This window comes from Streptococcus chenjunshii, assembly GCF_003086355.1.
Taxonomy (GTDB): domain Bacteria; phylum Bacillota; class Bacilli; order Lactobacillales; family Streptococcaceae; genus Streptococcus; species Streptococcus chenjunshii.
Map to the genome: position 1 here is coordinate 251,387 of NZ_CP031733.1, position 17,117 is coordinate 268,503.

The following is a 17,117-nucleotide window of genomic DNA, read 5'->3' on the forward strand; positions in this document are numbered from 1 at the left end:
TTATTCAATATATGGACATAGTCAGTTTAGCCTTCTTTTTTGTAAAAAGGTTTTACATTATTAATTTAGGCAATTGTTTGAATTGGAGCTATCTGTATAGGCTTTATACCGCTTTGTTTCTTTATCGTTTGCGCTGGGCAAAGTCAACAAAACGGAACTTGTCCAGTTTATGGCGGCTGTCTGTGAATTGAAACTGCCTGCCGTCTCTCAGGTATCCTTTGGACTTAACAGAGACAACATGGTGCTCTGAGCCGATATCCAGCAAAAGTTTATCGCGTTCGTTAATCTGGTCAATGGTAATTTCTTTTTTAGTATAGGCAATATCTAAATGCAGCTGATTTTCCAGATAGTGATAGATAGAGTATTCGGCAGCCGCTCTGCTGATTTGGGGAACGAGAGTCTTGCTGAGGTAATCGATATCCAGGATGGATGCGACATCGTCAACGATACGCTGGCGAATAAGGCGCCAAACGAGGCTGTTCACTTTAAAACCGGTCAGAAGTGAAAGTTTTTCATCAACGATTAATTTGTCGATGGCAATCAGGTTGGTCTGGGAATTGATAGCTAAACTCTCTACCAATTCCTGATAGCTGGTCAGTGCTGAGACCGGAAAGTTAATGGGTTCATGCTTAATAATTTGTGAGCCTGAACCCTGCCTTTTTTTAATTAAGCCGTTTTCAGCCAAAAGTGTCAGAGCTTTGCGGACAGTATCGCGGCTGACAGCATGCTGAGCGGCCAGTTCAGTTTCGCTGGGGAGATAGTCGCCGATGGCATAAACACCTTTTAAGATATCGGCTTCCAGCAATTTATAAATGTGTTCATATTTTTTCATTTACCGTTTTCCTTTGCTGACTTGTTTTGAAATAAGCAGACAAGTTACTTTATTTTACCAAAAATATCCGCCAAAGTCTCCAAACGACTTGCAGACAAATTTGCAATCGATTACAATAAAGTTGTAACTCACCTATGCATAGGATTACAAACAAAAAATAAGAGACTTTGGCCGTGTTATGGCTTTAGAAATTCAGCAGATTATCTTATTTTTTGAACCATTTGTCTGGAGCAGAGACTTTCTTGTCCGATACGGGAAATGTTAGGCTGGTACTAACTGCTATCTGCTTTTGCTGCTTACGTTTTTATAAGGAGGGCTAGTTTTTCTAGCAAGGTATTATGGGAAAATTTGAAAAAGAGGCTCGAGATTTGCTGTCGGCAATCGGGGGCAAGGAGAATGTCTCGGCTGTAACACACTGTGCGACACGGATGCGCTTTGTTTTAAACGATGAAAGCAAGGCTGATGTCAAAACGATTGAAAGTATTCCTGCAGTCAAGGGAACCTTTACCAATGCCGGACAGTTTCAGGTCATTATCGGCAACGATGTTCCGATTTTTTACAATGATTTTACGGCGGTTTCCGGTATCGAAGGCGTGTCCAAAGAAGCGGCTAAATCAGCTGCTGCAGGCAAGCAAAATCCTGTTCAGCGTGCGGTCACTATGCTGGCTGAAATTTTTACGCCGATTATTCCGGCTATCATTGTCGGAGGTCTGATCCTGGGCTTTCGTAATATTCTTGAAGGAGTGGCTTGGTCGGCTTTAGATGGGAAAACAATTGTTGAAGTTTCTCAATTTTGGAGCGGGGTAAACAGTTTCCTCTGGCTGCCGGGTGAAGCTATTTTTCATTATCTTCCGGTTGGTATTACCTGGTCGGTTTCGCGTAAAATGGGGACTTCACAGATTTTGGGTATCGTCCTTGGGATCTGTCTGATTTCACCGAATCAGCTGCTCAATGCTTATAATGTAGCCAGCACATCGGCCGCTGAAATTGCTAAAGACTGGGTGTGGGATTTTGGTTATTTCACTGTTAATAAAATCGGCTATCAGGCTCAAGTTATTCCAGCGCTTCTTGCCGGGCTGTCCTTGGCTTATTTGGAACGCTTTTGGCGTAAAGTTATTCCGGAAGTTGTTTCAATGATTTTCGTGCCTTTTCTGTCTCTGCTTCCGGCTTTAATTTTGGCTCACACAGTTCTTGGTCCGGTCGGCTGGGTTATCGGGCAATGGATTTCGACGGTTGTCCTTGCCGGCTTGACAGGTTCCTTCAAATGGCTGTTCGGCGCCGTGTTCGGTGCACTCTATGCTCCGCTTGTTATCACTGGGCTCCATCATATGACTAATGCCATTGATACACAGCTGATTGCTGACAGCGGGGGAACCGTGCTGTGGCCAATGATTGCCCTGTCTAATATTGCTCAAGGTTCAGCAGTCTTAGCTTACTATTGGATGAACCGCCATGATGAACGAGAGGCACAGATTGCCCTGCCGGCCAGCATCTCTGCTTATTTGGGTGTTACAGAGCCAGCGCTCTTCGGGGTTAACCTGAAGTATATCTATCCTTTTGTAGCCGGAATGATTGGTTCTGGTATTGCCGGACTTTTATCAACGACCTTTAATGTGACAGCCAATGCGATTGGTATCGGCGGTCTGCCGGGTATTCTTTCTATTCAGGCACGCTATATGGGTATTTTTGCTTTGCTGATGCTGGTTGCTGTTGCTGTTCCATTTGTCTTAACCCTCTTTTTCCGCAAAGCCGGCTTTTTCACTAAGGCAGAGGATCAAACGGTTAAGGCGCCTCAGGCAGAAGCTTTGGCTCAGGCAGAAGCAGCTGCTGAAGCACCAAAAGGAACATTGGTTAAGATTCAGAGCCCTTTAACAGGACAGGCAAAACCTTTGGCAGAAGCCGCTGATCCGGTCTTTGCTGAAGGGGTTATGGGACAAGGTGTTGTTATTGATCCTGGTGAAGGAGAGCTGACCGCTCCAGTTGCCGGTGAGATATCTGTTCTGTTCCCAACCAAACATGCAGTAGGCTTGGTAACTCCTCAAGGTGTGGAACTGTTGATCCATATCGGTATGGATACCGTTAACCTTGAAGGACAAGGTTTCACAGCTCATGTTAAACAGGGCGACAGTGTTCAGGCCGGAGACAGACTGATTAGCTTTGACATCAAACAGATTAAAGCAGCAGGCTACGTGATTGAAACACCTGTCATTGTGACTAATCAAAATGATTTTCAGGCTGATGCAGCGCTTGCTCTGCCGCAAACAGTTCAGCGAGGCGATGATTTGCTGACCGCTACTAAAATTTAGGTCTCAGTGTTTTTAACGAACAAGGCCTTCAATGTGAAGAAAAAGACGGACAAAAACTGATTTCAACATAAACTGAAAAAGGTACTGTCCGTCTTTTCTCTATAGTGTCACAGCTTATCTTAATTTTTGCGAAAAGCGGCTGTGTTATTGTTCAAGCGTTTTAATCTTCAAGATGCTGTCCGAAACCGTATTGATGCTAATCTGATAACAATTAACGAAAAAAAAGGAGAAATGATGTCCTTCGATAAAAGACAAGTCGTTTATCAAATTTATCCCAAGTCCTTTAAAGACACAACAGGCAATGGTATCGGCGATTTAGGCGGTATTATTGCCAAACTCCCCTATTTAGCAGAGCTGGGCGTAGATGTTATTTGGCTCAATCCTTTTTACCCCAGTCCTCAGCGCGATAATGGTTATGATGTTTCCGACTATAAAGCAGTGAATCCTTTATTTGGCACAATGGCCGATTTTGAAAAACTGTCACAGCAGGCTAAGGAATACGGCATTGAAATCATGCTGGACATGGTGCTCAATCACTGTTCAACTGATCACGAATGGTTCCAAAAAGCTCTTGCAGGCGACCGTTTTTATCAGGATTTCTTTATTTTGAGAGATGAACCGACAGACTGGCAGTCTAAGTTTGGCGGCAATGCTTGGACGCCTTTTGGCGACACAGGAAAGTATTATCTGCATCTTTTCGATGTCACTCAGGCCGATCTCAACTGGCGCAATCCCCATGTCCGCGAAGAACTTTTTAAAGTGGTTAATTTTTGGCGCAGTAAAGGGGTTAAAGGTTTCCGCTTTGATGTTATCAACTTAATCGGTAAAGATGAAGTGCTCAAAGATAATCCCAATTTTGACGGCAAGCCGGAATACACTGACCGGCCGATTAACCATACCTATCTGCAAATGCTGAACAAAGCTACATTTGGCGATGATGAGATGGGGATAACCGTGGGGGAAATGAGCTTCACAGACATTCCAAACTGTGTGCAGTACAGCAATCCCTCCAGCCATGAATTGGATATGGTCTTCAATTTTCATCATCTTAAAGTTGATTATGATAATGGTCAAAAATGGACACGCAAGCCCTTTGATTTTATTGAGCTGAAAAACCTTTTTCATACTTGGGGGGAGGGTATGAGCCAGGGCGGCGGCTGGAATGCCTTGTTTTGGAACAACCACGACCAGCCAAGAGCGCTCAACCGCTTCATTGATGTTGAGCATTTTCGCAATGAAGGGGCAACAATGCTGGCGGCCAGTATCCATCTGTCACGCGGAACCCCCTATATTTATATGGGGGAAGAGATCGGTATGCTTGACCCGGACTATGATTCCATGACTGACTACGCAGATGTAGAAAGTCTGAATGCTTATCAGGATTTGCTGGCAGCTGGGAAGTCTCCGGCAGAAGCATTCGCCATCATTAAAGCAAAATCAAGAGATAATTCACGGACGCCGATGCAGTGGGACAGCAGTCCGAATGCCGGCTTTTCTGACACAGCTCCTTGGCTTAAAGTTGGCAAGTCTTACCCGCAAATCAATGTGGAAAAGGAAAAAGAAGGAAAGATTTTTCCATTTTATCAAAAATTGATTCGTCTGCGCAAAGCGATGCCGATTATCGCAGAAGGAGCTTACCGAGCGGCTTATCAGGACAGTGACAGGGTTTACGCTTTTGAGCGCTTGTTTGGCGACGACAGACTGCTGGTTATCAATAATTTCTTTGGCCAGAATGTCACTCTTAATCTCTCTGAACAGTACCGGACGGGAGAGATTTTGCTCAGCAATTATGCGGATACTGTCCTAGACGAAAAAATCACTTTGAAACCTTATCAAACCTTAGCCATTTTAGCGGCCCAAAATTAGATGAAGCGGACAGAGAAAAAGTCTAAGAAATGCTTTTCTTAGGCTTTTTTGGTACAATGTAAAAGATGAGCCTAAAAAGACAAGTTACTTTTCAACATAAGGAGCAAGCAAGTTATGACAAACTATCAAGATGATTTTTATCGAGCGGTTAATGGCGAATGGGAAAAGACAGCTCAGATTCCGGATGACAAGCCGCGGACAGGCGGTTTTTCCGACTTAGCAGATGAAATTGAAGAGCTGATGCTGGAAACGACTGACCGCTGGCTGGCTGGCAAAGAGCTTCCCGATGACCGTATTTTGCAGAATTTTATTAAATTCCACAGAATGACAGCTGATTATGCCCAGCGGGAGCGGGACGGTGTCAGCCCTGTTCTGCCCCTAATTGAAGAGTATCAAAATCTTTCTTCTTTCAAAGAATTTACAGCTAAACTGGCGGACTATGAATTGGCCGCTAAACCTAATCTGATGCCATTTGGCGTAGCTCCTGATTTTATGAATGCTCGGATGAATGTGCTGTGGGCCGAGGCACCAAGCATTATTCTGCCGGACACCAGTTACTACGCTGAAGATAATGAAAAAGGGCGTGAGCTTCTGGCTATTTGGCGGCAGACTCAGGAAAAGCTCCTGCCGCAGTTTGGTTTTTCCGCAGAGGAAATCAAGGACATGCTGGACAAGATAATCGCTCTAGATGCGAAACTGGCCCAGTTAGTCCTCTCAAGTGAGGAAAGTTCCGAATATGTCAAGCTCTACCATCCTTATGCTTGGGAGGATTTTAAAAAATTGGTTCCCGAGCTTCCTTTGGACGATTTCTTCAAGCAGATTCTCGGCCAGCTTCCCGATCAGATTATTGTTCCGGAAGAGCGGTTTTGGCAGGCTGCAGCTGATTTTTATACAGAAGACAACTGGGATTTGCTCAAAGCCTATTTGGTTCACAGTGCGGCAACCAGCTTTAATGCCTATCTGACTGATGAGATTCGGGTTGTATCAGGCACCTACAGCCGCGCTCTATCAGGAACGCCTAAAGCTCAGGATAAGAAAAAAGCGGCCTTTTATTTAGCGCAGGGGCCTTACAATCAGGCATTGGGGCTCTGGTATGCCGGCGAAAAATTTTCGCCTCAGGCTAAGGCCGATGTTGAACAGAAAGTGGCCAGCATGATCGCTGTCTATAAATCGCGTTTGGAAACAGCGGACTGGCTGGCACCAGCGACACGCGAAAAAGCGATTACCAAACTCAATGTCATCAGGCCGCATATCGGCTATCCGGAAAAATTACCAGAAACATATAAAGAAAAGATAATTGATGAGCAATTGACTTTAGTCGAAAATGCCCAGAATCTGGCTAAGATTTCAATCGCCTACAGCTGGAGCAAGTGGAACAAGCCGGTTGACCGTGAGGAGTGGCATATGCCGGCTCACATGGTTAATGCATACTATGATCCCCAGCAAAATCAGATTGTCTTCCCAGCAGCTATTTTGCAGGCACCGTTTTATTCGCTGGAACAGAGTTCTTCAGCCAATTACGGCGGCATCGGTGCGGTTATAGCGCACGAAATTTCACACGCTTTTGATACTAACGGCGCTTCATTTGATGAAAACGGCAGTCTTAACAACTGGTGGACAGATGCGGATTACAAAGCCTTTGAAGCAAGGACAGATCGGGTTGTTGAGCAGTTTGACGGCTTGGATTCCTATGGAGCTAAAGTCAATGGGAAACTGACCGTGTCAGAAAATGTTGCGGATCTCGGCGGTTTGGCCTGTGCTTTGGAAGCAGCCAAAGCGGAAGCAGATTTTTCAGTTCATGACTTCTTTGTCAATTTTGCAACAATCTGGCGGATGAAGGCTCGGCCGGAATATATGCAAATGCTGGCCGCAGTGGATGTCCATGCTCCGGCAGAGTGGCGGACCAATATAACAGTGACCAACTTTGACGACTTTCATGCAGCGTTCGGGGTAAAAGAAGGCGATGGGATGTGGCGGGCTCCGCAAGACCGTGTCATCATTTGGTAAGAAGCCGATCTTGCTCCTTTCCTTGCTGTTAGCTTAAAGCCGCTGAATTTTTTAAAACAAAAAAAACCTGTTTAAAAACAGGTTTTTTATTGAGATAAAAGGCTGTTCAGCCCGTATTTCATACTAATTAAGGCGGTAGACGGATTTGAACCGACGATCAAGCTTTTGCAGAGCCATGCCTTACCACTTGGCTATACCGCCGTAGACAAATAGTATTCTACCTTAAAAAAAGCGATTCGTCAAGCTCGAACCCCTTGCATTTTTGGGGCAAATTTGATATAGTAAGAGAGCTGTTATAAACAGCGAATACTCATTTTAGATGGATTGTGAGCTTGTTGCTCTTGGCAGAGTGGGCTTGCAAGCTGATATCTGAAAGAGGGAAGGCAGGAAACCTGCCGCAAAAAACATTTTAAAAGGAGAAATACTCATGGCAGTCATTTCAATGAAACAACTTCTTGAGGCCGGTGTTCACTTCGGCCACCAAACACGTCGCTGGAATCCTAAGATGGCGAAATACATCTTTACAGAACGCAACGGGATTCATGTTATTGATTTGCAGCAAACCGTAAAATTGGCAGATCAAGCTTACGATTTTGTCCGTGATGCTGCAGCAAACGATGCTGTTATCTTGTTTGTAGGAACGAAAAAACAAGCTGCGGATGCTGTTAAAGAAGAAGCAGAACGCGCAGGACAGTTTTATATCAACCACCGCTGGTTGGGTGGAACGTTAACGAACTGGGATACCATCCAAAAACGGATTGCCCGTCTCAAAGAAATCAAAGCAATGGAAGAAGATGGCACTTTTGACTTGCTTCCTAAAAAAGAAGTGGCTCTGCTCAACAAACAGCGTGCCCGTCTGGAAAAATTCTTAGGCGGAATCGAAGATATGCCGCGTATTCCGGATGTGATGTATGTTGTTGACCCGCATAAAGAACAAATCGCAGTTAAAGAAGCTAAGAAATTAGGAATTCCTGTAGTGGCTATGGTCGATACTAACGCTGATCCTGATGATATCGATGTTATCATCCCAGCTAATGACGATGCGATCCGTGCCGTTAAATTAATTACGTCTAAATTGGCTGATGCCGTTATTGAAGGCCGCCAAGGTGAAGATGCAGAAGTAGATTTTGCGGAAGCACAGGCAGAGACCCAAGCTGATTCAATTGAAGAAATTGTTGAGGTTGTTGAAGGGTCAAACGAATAAGACGACAGTCGTAACCAAGCTTATTAAACGGGCAGCAGGAGAACTGTTCTGTCCCGTTTTTTGTAAAAGTAAATAATCTTTGGAGGAAATCACAAATGGCAAATATTACTGCAGCCCTTGTAAAAGAATTGCGTGAAAAATCCGGTGCCGGTGTCATGGATGCTAAAAAAGCATTGGTTGAAACCGACGGCGATATGGATAAAGCAATTGAGCTGCTTCGCGAAAAAGGGATGGCTAAAGCAGCTAAAAAGGCAGACCGTGTTGCTGCTGAAGGTTTAACCGGAGTTTATGTTGACGGCAACGTGGCAGCAGTTGTGGAAGTTAACGCTGAAACAGATTTCGTTGCTAAAAATGCGCAGTTCGTTGAACTGGTTAATGAAACAGCGAAAGTTATCGCTGAAGGCAAACCAGCCAATAATGAAGAGGCCTTGGCTTTGGTGACAGCTTCGGGTGAAACATTAGAAGCGGCCTATGTCAATGCGACAGCAACTATTGGTGAAAAAATCTCTTTCCGCCGCTTTGCCCTTCTGGAAAAAACAGATGAGCAGGCTTTCGGTGCTTACCAGCACAATGGCGGCCGTATCGGTGTTATCAGTGTGCTTGATGGCGGTGATGAGGCATTAGCTAAGCAAGTGTCTATGCACATCGCTGCAATGAAACCAAAAGTTTTGTCCTATAAGGAACTGGATCCGCAATTTGTCCGCGATGAATTGGCGCAGATGAACCATAAGATTGAACAGGACAATGAAAGCCGCGCATTGGTTGACAAACCAGCCCTTCCGCTCCTGAAATACGGTTCAAAAGCTGAATTGACTGATGAAGTGCTGGCGCAGGCTGAAGCAGATATTAAGGCAGAATTGCAGGCTGAAGGCAAGCCTGAAAAAATCTGGGATAAGATTATTCCTGGCAAGATGGCTCGCTTCATGCTTGACAACACTAAGGTTGACCAAGAATATACTTTGCTGGCACAGGTTTATATCATGGATGACAGCAAAACCGTTGAAGCCTATCTTGATTCAGTAAATGCTAAAGTTGCAGATTTTGCCCGCTTTGAAGTTGGGGAAGGTATCGAAAAAGCTGCTAATGATTTCGAATCAGAAGTCGCGGCAACTATGGCAGAAGCCCTGAACAACTAATACGTTTATACAAAAGAACTCTTACGGAATGCTGTCTGTAAGAGTTCTTTTGTATGATAAATAAAATCAGCGCTAAAAAACGCTCCTAAAGATAGTTTTATATCTACCTTTAGGAGTGTTTTTGTTTTTTCCTATAAGAAAGCTGAGAGTCCCAGAACAGTTAATGAAGCCATAATAAAGCCGGCTAAAATAACCCCCAGCATAACTGCAACAACACTGCGCTTAAAATCCCAGTCTAGAATACTCGCAGCCAGGGTCCCGGTCCAGGCTCCGGTTCCGGGAATAGGAATGCCAACAAACAGCAGGAGCGCCAGAAACAGCCCCTTTTCTCCGGCTGCCCTGCTTAACTTTTGTCCGCCGCTGTGACCTTTCTTTAAACACCAGGTGAAAAAACCGCCAATAACTGGTTTGTCGGTGCCCCATTCCAGAACACGGCGGGCAAAGAAGAAAATAATCGGAACAGGCAGCATATTGCCGATAACGCCAATTATAATGGCCTGCCACATAGGAATTCCTGAGGCAATAGCATAGGGAACAGCTCCCCGAAGCTCGATTAGAGGAACCATTGAAATGAGAAATGTAATAATGTAATTCATGGATTAAGGGCCTTTCTTTTCGTACATGTACCATTTTATCCTAAGCAGCGAATATTCTCAACTAAAAGCATTTTTGGAGGCAGACTTTAAGGATGTCTGGCAGCTTTCCATTCTTTTGGGAGAGATTTAAACAGAAATGGATGGTTTTCATTTAAAAATAGTGTAATTTTTGGTATAATAATAGTCAGTTATAGTCAAACGGCTGAAAGGAAGTGACACCATGGCATCAAAAAATACATCTGACAGTATTGAAGAATATATCAAACAATTGCTGGCTCAATCAGGAATTGCTGAAATTAAGCGTTCTAACCTAGCAGATGCCTTTCGTGTTGTTCCCAGTCAAATTAACTATGTGATTAAAACCCGTTTCACAGAGAGCCGCGGCTATATTGTAGAGAGCAAACGAGGAGGCGGCGGCTACATCCGTATTGAGAAAGTCTGCTTTTCTGACCAGCATCAGATGCTGGGCAGCCTGATGGCCAGTATTGGCGATCGAATCAGTGAGCAGGTGTTTGCAGATTTGATTCAGCTGCTGTTTGAAGAAAAAGTTGTCAGCCGGCGCGAAGGCCAGATTATTTTAGCCACATCGTCTGATGAGGTTTTAGGCAAGGATGGCCCTGAAATTCGTGCCCGTATGCTGCGTAAAATTTTACAGAGATTAGACAGAAAAGGGTAAGGAAATGAGCAATTATTCGTTTAAAATGCAGGAAGTTTTTAGACTGGCTCTCTATCAGGCGGCTCGGTATGAGAGCCCTTATCTTGAGAGCTGGCATATCTTGCTGGCTATGGTTTTTATTCCTGATTCTGTTGCCGGACTCAGTCTGGCAGAGTATGAGGCTGATATCAATACAGAAGAATATGAAGCAGCGGCTATCTTGGCTCTGGGCAAAGTTCCCAAAGAAGATGTTGAAACGATTGATTTTGTTGAGCAGTCTCCGGCAGTGAAGCGTCTGCTGCAGCTGGCTGAGGGCATCAGCCAAGTAACAGGGGGCAAAGAAGTCGGGACAGAGCATGTTCTGTTTGCCATGCTGCTGACTATGGATATCACTGCTACACGGCTTCTGGAGATGGTCGGATTTAAAATGAAAGACGACGGGGAATCGGTCCGTTTATTAGATCTGCGCAAATCTTTGGAAAGGCAGGCCGGCTTCACTAAGGAAGATCTGAAAGCTATCCATAATTTACGTAAACCCAAGAAAACGAAAGTCAACACCAATTTTTCCGATATGATGAAGCCGCCTGGAACTGCTGGTGAACTTTCTGAATTCACACGGGACCTGACAGAGATGGCGCGTCTGGGACAGCTGGAACCTGTTATTGGCCGGGAGAAGGAAATTTCCCGCATGGTGCAGATTCTCAGCCGAAAAACGAAGAACAACCCAGTTTTAGTCGGTGATGCCGGGGTAGGGAAGACCGCTCTGGCTTATGGTTTGGCTCAGCGCATTGTTAACGGCTCTATTCCTTATGAGCTGCAGGATATGAAGGTTCTTGAACTGGATATGATGAGTGTTGTTGCCGGAACACGTTTCCGCGGTGACTTTGAAGAGCGGATGAATCAAATCATTGCTGATATTGAGGAAGATGGCCACATCATCCTTTTTATAGACGAACTGCATACGATTATGGGTTCTGGCAGCGGCATTGACAGCACACTCGATGCCGCTAATATCCTGAAACCTGCACTTGCACGGGGAACACTTCGGACGCTTGGAGCAACCACTCAGGAAGAATATCAAAAACATATCGAAAAGGATGCAGCTCTGTCGCGCCGTTTTGCTAAGGTGCTGATTGAAGAACCGAATGAAGCAGCGGCATATGAGATCGTGCTTGGGCTAAAAAAATCTTACGAAGATTATCACAATGTTGTGATTTCAGAAGCAGCGGCCCTAGCGGCTGTTAAAGCGGCTCACCGTTACCTGACAAGCAAGCATTTGCCGGATTCAGCCATTGATCTCTTAGACGAGGCGAGTGCACAAGTCCAGAATATGGTCAAAAAAGAAAAACCGGCTTATTTAACACCGGCAGATGAAGCGATTTTGGCAGGGGATTTTAAGAAGGCTTCGCAATTTTTAAAAGCAGCAGCCAAGTCCAGCCGTCCTGAACCAACTCCGGTGACGGAAGCTGATATTATGAGCACTTTGAGCAAGCTGTCTGGCATTCCGGTTGAAAAACTGACACAGGCAGACAGTAAAAAATACCTTAATTTAGAAAAAGAGCTGCATAAGCGTGTTATCGGTCAGGCAGCCGCTGTCTCCGCAATCAGCCGGGCTATCCGCCGGAACCAGTCTGGGATCCGCAGCGGCAGACGCCCGATTGGATCTTTCATGTTTCTGGGGCCGACAGGTGTCGGTAAAACGGAATTGGCAAAAGCTTTGGCAGAAGTCCTTTTTGATGATGAATCAGCTCTGATTCGTTTTGATATGTCAGAATATATGGAGAAATTTGCAGCCAGCCGTCTCAATGGAGCGCCGCCCGGATATGTGGGCTATGAAGAAGGCGGTGAATTGACTGAAAAAGTCCGCAATAAACCTTATTCAGTCCTGCTTTTTGATGAAGTCGAAAAAGCCCATCCGGATATTTTCAATGTTCTGCTGCAAGTTCTTGACGATGGAATGCTGACCGACAGCCGCGGCCGCCAGGTTGATTTTTCCAATACAATCATTATTATGACCAGCAACTTAGGAGCAACAGCTCTGCGCGATGATAAAACTGTCGGTTTTGGTGCCAAAGCTGTCAGTCAGGATTATCAAGCGATGCAGGGCAGGATTCTAGAAGAGCTCAAACATGCCTATCGGCCAGAATTTCTTAATCGAATTGATGAAAAGGTGGTTTTCCACAGCTTAAGCCAAGACGATATGCGTGAAGTGGTTAAGATTATGGTGCAGCCTTTGATCAACAATCTGGCAGAAAAAGAGATTAGTCTTAAGTTTCAGCCTTCAGCCTTAAAACATCTGGCTCAAGACGGCTATGATCCTGAAATGGGGGCTCGGCCTCTGCGCCGGACCCTGCAGACTCAGGTTGAGGACAAACTGTCTGAGCTGGTTCTCTCGGGAGAATTAACCAGCGGCAGTGCGGTCAAGATTGGCTTCTCAAAAGGGCGATTAAAATTTGCCCTCGCCTGATAGATGAATAATTTCCGGCCAGTCCTATTTGAGCCGGGCCGTCTGTATACTGCAAAGACAGTTTTTAGACAGGCTGCAGGTATATTGACAAAGTTCTTAGAAATGCTATTTTCTAAGGGCTTTTTTATGTTGGTCTATTCTTTTTTTGTTATAATAAAGCTAAGAAAAGCAAAGGGAGGGAATGCTATGAAACTAACAACTATCGGCTGCTGGGGCGGCTATCCTTATAAAGAGCAAGGGACCACTTCGTACCTGCTGACCGGAGAAAATGGGTTTCAGCTTCTCATTGACGCTGGCAGCCGAGCCCTCAATGAATTGGAAAAAGAGCTCAGCCCCTTGGATTTAGACGCTGTTATTATCAGCCATTATCATCCTGATCATGTAGCAGACTTGGGCGTCCTTCGCCATTACCGTCAGCTTTACCCTAAAGCCCTTTGGCAGTCTAAAGTTTTGCCGACTTACGGCCATAATGAAGATAAGAGCGAATTTGCTAAACTGACTTTGGAAGGTGTTGCTGAAGGAATTGCCTATGATGTTAACGGGATTGAAACAATCGGGCCTTTTTCCGTCAGTTTTATCAAGACAGTGCATCCGGTAGTCTGCTATGCCATGCGTATTGTTGAGCGTGACAGCGGTCAGGTATTGGTCTTCACGGGAGATACAGGCTATTTTGCGGAACTGCTTCCTTTTACAAAAGGAGCAGATCTTTTCTTGGCTGATGTCTATCTTTATGAAGGGCAGGAAGGCCATCCGGCCCATCTAACTTCTAAGGAGGCTGGGAAAATCGCAGCTCAGGCTGGAGTTCAGAGACTGGTTTTAACTCATTTGCCGCAGTTTGGCCCTGAAAACACAGATTCGGACAATCATCTGGAAGTTCTGCGCCAGCAGGCTGCTCATCATGCCCAAGGTGTCCCGGTTGATTTGGCTGAACCGCATAAAGCTTGGGATTTAGGAAAATTATAATGTCTCTTTTTACACAGGAACAAAAAGAATATTTCATGCACGAGGCCCTCAAGGAAGCTCAGATTTCACTCGCTAAAGAGGATATCCCAATCGGCTGCGTGATCGTCAAAGAGGATAAAATCATCGGCCGCGGCCATAATGCGAGGGAAGAGTTAAATCAGGCAGTGATGCATGCTGAAATTATGGCTATTAATGCGGCCAACCGCCATGAAGGTAATTGGCGGCTGCTGGACAGCACGCTTTTTGTCACAATCGAACCTTGTGTGATGTGCAGCGGTGCCATAGGTCTCGCTCGTATCCCGCATGTTGTCTATGGGGCTAAAAATCAGAAATTCGGTGCTGGCGGCAGCCTCTATGATGTTTTGCAGGATGAGCGTCTCAACCATCGTGTCAGTCTTGAAACCGGCATCTTAGCTGCCGAGTGTGCTCAAATCATGCAAGACTTTTTCAGACAGAGAAGATTGAAACGGTAAGCGGAAAAAGGTTCATCTTATCCGAATTTTTGGGACTTGGCAGACTTAGCAGAAGTATGATATAATAATTAGTGGAGCAACAGTCTTGCGTGAAGTGGGTCAGGGGAGGAATCCAGCAGCCCTAAGCGAGTTAGGCTGTGTGCTCTTTTTGCTTATATAAAACACCCCCTTTGAAATCAACTTTTCAAAGGGGTTTTTAGCTGGGTAAAATACAATGTTTGACTATTATTATGCGCTCAAACGCACCTGAACTCTCAGAAGTTGCTTTTTTTGATAAAATTTCTAATTGACCTGCAAGAAAGGACATTACTGTGTTCTTTTTTTAATTCCTATTTCCATGACACTCTCTTTTTGCGCTTATATCACCGGCATTTCACTCCTCATGATTGCAATAAGTGATACCTACTTTTTATATAAAAGGATAAAAACGTTAGGATAAAATCTCAATTATTTAAAAAAGCTGATGAGGAGATTGATAAGCGATAGTAGGACATTGATTGTCAGCAAGATGCTAAGTTGTTTTTCGTCTTTCATTGCTTTTCCCTTCCTTTTTTATAATTATTTTTTACGTTAAGTAAACTGTATAGCTAGTAATTTTTTAAATGGCTAAGTGAAATGAAGCAAGATTAAGCAAAGATACAGCCAACAGTAAGGAGAGCAGTTTAAAAAGCTTATTAAATCTTTTTTTGTTTTGACGGAAGAGCATATTAAGCGGAGAGTCCATGCTGCTTTTTGTGAAATTTAAAAACAAATAGTGTCAAATGCTATATATAGCAGTGTTTTTGACAAAAGCGTTTGTGAAAAAAATAATTTATAAAACATTTGACAAAACTGTTGACAAATGTCGAAAAAGGATTTACAATGTTTCATAACAAATGATAAATATATTGTCAAATGACAGAAGGAGGGGAGTTATGACATTATATGGTAAGCTGTTGGAGCGTGAAGCACAGCATAATCCTATTAAAGTTGGGGTTATCGGTGCCGGACAGATGGGAACTGGGATGGTTGCACAGATATCAACAATTCCCGGAATGGAAGTCCGGGGGATCAGCGATATTCGGCTGGAAAATGCTCAGAAAGCGGCACAAGCCTACAATGCTTCTGCTAATGAGGCGGTTGATATTTTAACAAGCACAGATTTCAAGGAAATTATTGATTCCGATGATGTGGAAGTTCTTGTTGATGCAACAGGAGTCCCTGAGGTTGGTGCGAAAATAGCTTTGGCGACTCTGATTGCTAAAAAACATTTAGTTTTGCTCAACGTTGAAGTAGATATTACCATCGGTCCTCTAATGAAAAAGATGTATGATGCTGCAGGGCTTGTCTACACAGGTTCAGACGGTGATGAGCCAGCTGCGACTGCTCAGCTTTATGAGTTTGCTAAGAGTATGGGAATGACTGTTCTGGTTGCTGGCAAAGGGAAAAACAATGCACTGAAAGTCAGTGCAAATCCGGATACAGCAGCTGAAGAGGCAGCCTCTAAGCGGATGAACGCTCATATGCTGGCTGCTTTTCAGGACGGCACTAAAACGATGGCAGAGATGAATCTTTTAGCCAATGCCATCGGTTTTGTCCCTGATGTAACGGGAATGCACGGCATTTCTGCTGATCTCCAGGAAACGGTTGCTAAACTGGATTTGCAAGATAAGGGCGGTGTTCTGAATCGTTACGGAGTTGTAGAGTATGTTGATGGGATTGCACCGGGAGTCTTTGTTATTGTAGAAGGGCAGAATGCCGGTGTTAAGCACGAAATGAACTATCTGATGAAGGTAGGTGACCGAGATCACCATATCTTGTACCGTCCTTATCATTTATGCAGTCTGGAAACACCGCTGACAGCAGCCCGTGCTGTATTAGAGCATGACCATGCAATTGTTCCTTTAGGTGCTCCTATAGCTGAAACAGTAGCAGTTGCTAAACGGGACATCAAGGCTGGTGAACGAATTGATGGTATCGGCGGTTACTGTGTGCGCGGTGTTATTGAAAAACACAGTGATACACGCAAACACAATCATATACCAATCGGTCTTGTAGGTGGTGCCTCTGTTGCTAAGCGTGATATTAAAGACGGTACTTTCCTAACTGATGATGATATCGCTGTTGATGAGACAACAACTGTTTATAAACTGCGTAAACTGCAGGATGAAACTTTCGGCTGATCCTTATTCCTAGTGGGATATTATCATCTGATTTTACAGAGCAGAACCGGATTATGGGAAAGAAGGAGGCGAGATGGCTAATTTAGCAATTATCCTGACTCTTATTATATTTTTACAGCTAATTTTCAGTCTCTATCAGCTGCAGTACTATCAGCGGTTTATGCGGCAGTTAATTGATAAGTATCAGGATAGGCCAAACTGTCGTCTTGTTTCAGAAATTATCAAAACAGGTTTGTCATCACATGTTCTTGTTGTGGTTTACGATGGTGAAAAAAGGATAACAGAAGCTTATTATTTAGATGGTATCATGATTTTTTCAAGGTTTAAGCCTTACGACGCTATTGTTGGACTGCCTTTAGATGAGCATTCGGTAGCAATTGCTGAAGCGGAAAAACAAACAGCTAAAACCAGAGCCCTAGCTAATCTGGTTGCCAAGTACAAATGATCGGA

General features: G+C 44.4%; 13 protein-coding genes, 1 tRNA gene and 1 other RNA gene. 12 read left to right on the top strand and 3 right to left on the bottom strand.

Going from position 1 to position 17,117, the window contains the following annotated elements:
- Positions 1 to 121 precede the first annotated feature (121 nt).
- Entirely contained in the window at positions 122 to 832 is a 711-nt protein-coding gene (gene treR / locus DDV21_RS01370) for a trehalose operon repressor (RefSeq protein WP_116877572.1), read from the bottom strand.
- Positions 833 to 1,170: 338 nt separating this feature from the next.
- Here treR and treP point away from each other — a divergent pair, with 338 nt between their 5' ends.
- From treP to DDV21_RS01385, 3 genes are all read left to right on the top strand, one after another.
- The gene (treP, locus tag DDV21_RS01375; RefSeq protein ID WP_116877571.1) at positions 1,171 to 3,138 is read left to right on the top strand and encodes a PTS system trehalose-specific EIIBC component; all 1,968 of its coding nucleotides are present in this window, start codon (positions 1,171 to 1,173) and stop codon (positions 3,136 to 3,138) included.
- A gap of 234 nt (positions 3,139 to 3,372) precedes the next feature.
- Complete coding sequence (gene treC, locus DDV21_RS01380; protein ID WP_116877608.1) at positions 3,373 to 5,004, top strand: alpha,alpha-phosphotrehalase; 1,632 nt, start codon at positions 3,373 to 3,375, stop codon at positions 5,002 to 5,004.
- Positions 5,005 to 5,118: 114 nt separating this feature from the next.
- Positions 5,119 to 7,011 carry a M13 family metallopeptidase gene (locus tag DDV21_RS01385; RefSeq protein ID WP_116877570.1) on the top strand — a complete coding sequence of 631 codons (1,893 nt, stop codon included), beginning with the start codon at positions 5,119 to 5,121 and terminating at the stop codon, positions 7,009 to 7,011.
- Positions 7,012 to 7,141: 130 nt separating this feature from the next.
- Here DDV21_RS01385 and DDV21_RS01390 read toward each other — a convergent pair.
- Positions 7,142 to 7,212, bottom strand: a tRNA-Cys gene (locus DDV21_RS01390).
- A gap of 226 nt (positions 7,213 to 7,438) precedes the next feature.
- Here DDV21_RS01390 and rpsB point away from each other — a divergent pair.
- Both rpsB and tsf read left to right on the top strand, forming a co-directional pair.
- Complete coding sequence (gene rpsB, locus DDV21_RS01395; protein ID WP_116877569.1) at positions 7,439 to 8,215, top strand: 30S ribosomal protein S2; 777 nt, start codon at positions 7,439 to 7,441, stop codon at positions 8,213 to 8,215.
- Positions 8,216 to 8,310: 95 nt separating this feature from the next.
- Positions 8,311 to 9,351: a translation elongation factor Ts gene (gene tsf / locus DDV21_RS01400; protein ID WP_116877568.1), complete on the top strand. Its 1,041-nt coding sequence runs from the start codon at positions 8,311 to 8,313 to the stop codon at positions 9,349 to 9,351.
- 131 nt (positions 9,352 to 9,482) lie between these two features.
- Here tsf and DDV21_RS01405 read toward each other — a convergent pair whose 3' ends face one another.
- A complete protein-coding gene (locus DDV21_RS01405) occupies positions 9,483 to 9,947 on the bottom strand; it encodes a COG2426 family protein (RefSeq protein ID WP_116877567.1) in 465 nt (154 codons plus the stop codon).
- 220 nt (positions 9,948 to 10,167) lie between these two features.
- Here DDV21_RS01405 and DDV21_RS01410 point away from each other — a divergent pair, with 220 nt between their 5' ends.
- The 7 genes from DDV21_RS01410 (at position 10,168) to DDV21_RS01440 (ending at position 17,112) form a co-directional block, all read left to right on the top strand.
- On the top strand, positions 10,168 to 10,623 hold the full coding sequence (locus DDV21_RS01410) for a CtsR family transcriptional regulator (protein WP_116877566.1): 456 nt from the start codon (positions 10,168 to 10,170) through the stop codon (positions 10,621 to 10,623).
- Positions 10,624 to 10,627: 4 nt separating this feature from the next.
- Positions 10,628 to 13,069 carry an ATP-dependent Clp protease ATP-binding subunit gene (locus tag DDV21_RS01415; protein WP_116877565.1) on the top strand — a complete coding sequence of 814 codons (2,442 nt, stop codon included), beginning with the start codon at positions 10,628 to 10,630 and terminating at the stop codon, positions 13,067 to 13,069.
- Positions 13,070 to 13,255: 186 nt separating this feature from the next.
- Complete coding sequence (locus DDV21_RS01420) at positions 13,256 to 14,032, top strand: MBL fold metallo-hydrolase (protein WP_116877607.1); 777 nt, start codon at positions 13,256 to 13,258, stop codon at positions 14,030 to 14,032.
- Complete coding sequence (gene tadA, locus DDV21_RS01425; protein ID WP_116877564.1) at positions 14,032 to 14,505, top strand: tRNA adenosine(34) deaminase TadA; 474 nt, start codon at positions 14,032 to 14,034, stop codon at positions 14,503 to 14,505. Before DDV21_RS01420 ends, tadA begins: the two co-directional genes overlap by 1 nt.
- A gap of 65 nt (positions 14,506 to 14,570) precedes the next feature.
- Positions 14,571 to 14,666, top strand: an RNA gene (gene ffs, locus DDV21_RS01430) — signal recognition particle sRNA small type.
- Positions 14,667 to 15,419: 753 nt separating this feature from the next.
- Positions 15,420 to 16,667, top strand: coding sequence for an NAD(P)H-dependent oxidoreductase (locus tag DDV21_RS01435; protein WP_116877563.1), 1,248 nt, complete (start codon positions 15,420 to 15,422; stop codon positions 16,665 to 16,667).
- A gap of 73 nt (positions 16,668 to 16,740) precedes the next feature.
- Positions 16,741 to 17,112 (top strand): transcriptional regulator GutM, encoded by a 372-nt coding sequence (locus DDV21_RS01440; protein WP_116877562.1) that lies wholly within the window; start codon positions 16,741 to 16,743, stop codon positions 17,110 to 17,112.
- Positions 17,113 to 17,117: the final 5 nt, after the last annotated feature.

Excerpts from the sequence above, each read along its gene's own strand:
- tadA (WP_116877564.1), top strand. The coding sequence starts at position 14,032 with ATGTCTCTTTTTACACAGGAACAAAAAGAATATTTCATGCACGAGGCC.
- treP (WP_116877571.1), top strand. The coding sequence starts at position 1,171 with ATGGGAAAATTTGAAAAAGAGGCTCGAGATTTGCTGTCGGCAATCGGG.
- DDV21_RS01415 (WP_116877565.1), top strand. The coding sequence starts at position 10,628 with ATGAGCAATTATTCGTTTAAAATGCAGGAAGTTTTTAGACTGGCTCTC.
- DDV21_RS01440 (WP_116877562.1), top strand. The coding sequence starts at position 16,741 with ATGGCTAATTTAGCAATTATCCTGACTCTTATTATATTTTTACAGCTA.
- DDV21_RS01410 (WP_116877566.1), top strand. The coding sequence starts at position 10,168 with ATGGCATCAAAAAATACATCTGACAGTATTGAAGAATATATCAAACAA.
- DDV21_RS01435 (WP_116877563.1), top strand. The coding sequence starts at position 15,420 with ATGACATTATATGGTAAGCTGTTGGAGCGTGAAGCACAGCATAATCCT.
- DDV21_RS01405 (WP_116877567.1), bottom strand. The coding sequence starts at position 9,947 with ATGAATTACATTATTACATTTCTCATTTCAATGGTTCCTCTAATCGAG.
- DDV21_RS01420 (WP_116877607.1), top strand. The coding sequence starts at position 13,256 with ATGAAACTAACAACTATCGGCTGCTGGGGCGGCTATCCTTATAAAGAG.
- rpsB (WP_116877569.1), top strand. The coding sequence starts at position 7,439 with ATGGCAGTCATTTCAATGAAACAACTTCTTGAGGCCGGTGTTCACTTC.
- DDV21_RS01385 (WP_116877570.1), top strand. The coding sequence starts at position 5,119 with ATGACAAACTATCAAGATGATTTTTATCGAGCGGTTAATGGCGAATGG.
- treC (WP_116877608.1), top strand. The coding sequence starts at position 3,373 with ATGTCCTTCGATAAAAGACAAGTCGTTTATCAAATTTATCCCAAGTCC.
- treR (WP_116877572.1), bottom strand. The coding sequence starts at position 832 with ATGAAAAAATATGAACACATTTATAAATTGCTGGAAGCCGATATCTTA.
- tsf (WP_116877568.1), top strand. The coding sequence starts at position 8,311 with ATGGCAAATATTACTGCAGCCCTTGTAAAAGAATTGCGTGAAAAATCC.